Annotated in this window: 2 protein-coding genes; one reads left to right on the top strand and one right to left on the bottom strand. The window is 69.7% G+C overall.

All coding sequences use genetic code 11. From position 1 onward, the window contains the following. Positions 1 to 12: 12 nt before the first annotated feature. Complete coding sequence (locus tag AOK08_RS17610; protein WP_055526665.1) at positions 13 to 1,491, bottom strand: M1 family metallopeptidase; 1,479 nt, start codon at positions 1,489 to 1,491, stop codon at positions 13 to 15. Between the two features lie 262 nt (positions 1,492 to 1,753). Here AOK08_RS17610 and AOK08_RS17605 point away from each other — a divergent pair. Further along, a partial coding sequence (locus AOK08_RS17605; protein WP_422125747.1) for a Xaa-Pro dipeptidyl-peptidase occupies positions 1,754 to 3,657 on the top strand: 1,904 nt, incomplete at its 3' end.

The raw sequence follows: 3,657 nt of genomic DNA, 5'->3' as shown, positions 1-3,657 counted from the left end.
GGGTGGGAAAGGTCAGTGCCTCGCGTGGACGGAGTTGGTCGCCGCGATCTGCTTCCAGGACTTCGGGGGTACTCGCACCGCAGCCGCCCGCACCGCCGCAGGCGCCGCCGGCTTCGACGCCCGGAACAGCCACGTGTCGAACAGCGCCCCCAACGACTCACCGGACACCTGCTCGGCGTACGCCCTGAAGTCGGCGACGGACGCGTTGCCGTACGCGAACCTCGTGGGCCAGCCCTTCAGGATCGCGAAGAAGTCCGTGTCGCCGATCTTCTCGCGCAGTGCCTGGAGAGCCAGCGCGCCCCGGTCGTACACGGCCAGGTCGAACTGGTTCTCGGGTCCGGGGTCGCCCGGCTTCACGGTCCAGAACGGATCGTCGGCCGGGTGCACGGCGTACACGTAGTCGGCGAGTTCCCGCGCCGTACCCTCGCCCTCGTGCTCGGACCACAGCCACTGGGCGTACCGGGCGAAGCCCTCGTTGACCCAGATGTCCTTCCAGCCGGCGACGGACACATCGTCGCCGTACCACTGGTGGGCCAGTTCATGGACGACGACGGAGACGTTCGTGCCGTTCGCGAACTGGCGCGGGCTGTAGAAGGGCCGTGTCTGCGTCTCCAGCGCGTACCCGGTGTTCGTGTTCGGGACGTACCCGCCGAGCGCGTCGAACGGGTAGGGGCCGAAGTAGCCCGCCAGCCAGTCGGCGATCTCCCCGGTCCGCTCGACGCTCGCCCGCGCGGCTCCGTAGTTGTCGCCGAGGTCCTTGCTGTAGGCGTTGACGACGGGGATGCCGCCCTCCGTCGTCCCGGTCGTCACGTCGAACCTGCCGACCGCGAGAGTGGCGAGATACGTCGCCTGCGGCTTGTTGGAGCGCCAGTTGTAGCGCGTCCAGCCGAGCCGTGAACTCGTCGACTGGAGCGTGCCGTTGGAGATCGCCTGCGAGCCGTCCGGGACGAGCACCGAGACGTCGTAGGTGGCCTTGTCGAGCGGGTGGTCGTTGCTGGGGAACCACCACCACGCGGACTCGGGCTCGTTGGCGCCGACGCCGCCGTCCGGGGTGCGGTGCCAACTGGTGAACCCGTACGCCTGCTTCGACGAGGGCACCCCGCTGTACCGGACCACGACGGTCACCGCTGTGCCCTTGGGCAGGGGAGTGCGCGGGGTGATCTCCAGCTCGTGCTCGCCGGAGGTGGTGAACACGGCCCGGGCGCCGTTGACGCGGACCTCGCTCACGTCCAGCAGGAAGTCCAGATCGAACCGTGACAGATCCTGTGTCGTGGTCGCGAGGAGGGTCGCCGTGCCCTCCAACTCGTCAGTGGCGGGCTGGTACTTGAGACGCAGGTCGTAGTGCGACACGTCGTATCCGCCGTTGCCGTACGCCGGGTAGTAGGGGTCGCCGATGCCCGGCGCCCCGGGGACGTAACTCGCGGCCGATGCCGGGATCGCCAGCAGCAGGGAGGCCGTGAGCGCGGCGGGGGCGATGAGTCTGCGGTGCACGAGAGCTCCAAGTCGTAGAGACAGTCGTAGGCGTGGGGGGAATCCTCTTGGGGCGTTGAAGTCTGTCCGGAGCCTATTCATTCGCTGTGCCCCCGCGTGTGTCCACGGCCACCGGTGTCACATGATCGCCATTCGGCCGCCATTCCACCGCCACACACCACGCGTCGCACAGGCACTTCTCAGCCACCCGGAGATGGTTCACCCCCTCCCGCCCCTCAGCTACCCTCTTCTGTACGGGAGTTGGCCGATGTACCGTCCGCGCATGCCGATACGCACGCGCCTCACGGCCTGGAGAACGCTCGCCCTGGCGGCCACCGCCGCCCTCACGGCCGCCACGCTCACCCCGGCCGTCGCCCACAGCGCCCCACGGGAGAGCGAACCCGTCTATTCCTACGCCGACGCGATCCGCGAGGCCGTCTGGGTGGACACCGGACTCGACGGCGACAGCGACGGGAGGACCGACCGCGTGGCCGTCGACATCGTCCGGCCGCGCGAGCCCGCCGCGCAGGGCCGCAGGATCCCCGTGATCATGGACGCCAGCCCCTACTACTCCTGCTGCGGACGCGGCAACGAGAGCCAGCGAAAGACGTACGACGCGAGCGGCAATGTTGTCCAGATGCCGCTGTTCTACGACAACTACTTCGTGCCGCGCGGCTACGCCTTCGTCGGCGTCGACCTGGCCGGAACCAATCGCTCCGACGGCTGTGTCGACGTCGGAGGACGCTCCGACATCCAGTCCGCGAAGGCCGTCGTCGACTGGCTGAACGGCCGCGCCAAGGGCTACACGAGCCGCACGGGCACCAGCCCGGCCAAGGCGACCTGGACCAACGGCAAGACAGGCATGATCGGCAAGAGTTACGACGGCACCATCGCCAACGGCGTCGCCGCCACCGGCGTCAAGGGCCTGAAGACGATCGTCCCGATCAGCGCCATCTCCTCCTGGTACGACTACTACTTCGCCAAGGGCGCCCCCCTCTACGACTCCGGCCCCGACGGCCTGTCCGACTACGTCGAGAGCCCGGCCGCCCGCGCCAGATGCGCCGCCGTACAGCGGAAGATCGTCGCCGGAGCCCCGCGTACCGGTGACTGGACGCCCTTCTGGACCGAGCGCGACTATGTGAAGGACGTCCGGAAGGTCAAGGCCAGCGTCTTCGTCGTCCACGGACAGCAGGACCTCAACGTCCGCCCCAAGCACTTCGGCCAGTGGTGGGACGCCCTCGCGAAGCGCGGTGTCGAGCGCAAGATCTGGCTCTCCCAGACCGGCCACGTCGACCCCTTCGACTTCCGCCGCGCCGCCTGGGTCGACACCCTGCACCGCTGGTTCGACCACGAACTCCTCGGCTACGACAACGGCATCGGCGATGAGCCCATGGCCGACATCGAACGCCACCCCGACCGCTGGGTCACCTCGGCCGTCTGGCCGCCGCGCACCACGCGCACGGTGAGCCTGCACCCCGGCACCGGCGCCCGGCCCGGCGTCGGCACCCTGGGGCTGCGTACGCGGTCCGGTACGGCGAAGTTCGCCGACGACCCGAACCTGAGCGAGACCGAGTGGTCCGAGCAGATCGACCGGACGACGCCCGAGAAGGCCGGCTTCGTGACGAAGCCGCTGGCCAAGAGCCTGCGCATGTCAGGCTCCGCCACGGTGACCGTGCGCGTGACCCCGACCGCCGAGACGGCCCATCTGACCGCTGTCCTGGTCGACCTCGGCCCCGACACCATCCGTGACTACGCCGACGTCACCGAGGGCATCACCACGCTGGCCGGCCGCACGTGCTGGGGCCCGAGCACCACCGGCGACAGCTCCTGCTTCCGCTCGACGCGGGCGAAGACGACGGCCGTCGACTACACGATTTTCAGTCGGGGCTGGGCCGACCTGGGCAATTACGCCTCGGCCGCACACGGCGTCCCGCTCGTCCCGGGCAGGCCCTACACGATCACCCTCGACCTGCACGCGAGCGACCACCTGATCCCGGCGGGCCACCGTCTCGCCCTGATCGTCGCGGGCACGGACAAGGGCCTCATCGACCCGCCTCTCGACCACCCGACCCTGACGCTCGACCTGTCCCGTACGACGGCCAGGCTCCCCCTCGTCGGCGGCGCGGCCGCGTTCACACGCGCCACGGCGGGCACCCTCGCGCCCACCCCGACCCCGTCCCCCCTGGA

It is taken from the genome of Streptomyces graminilatus, assembly GCF_001418565.1.
GTDB lineage: Bacteria > Actinomycetota > Actinomycetes > Streptomycetales > Streptomycetaceae > Streptomyces > Streptomyces graminilatus.
Note: the sequence above shows the minus strand (reverse complement) of the source record. Positions and strands in the feature narration are given on the sequence as shown.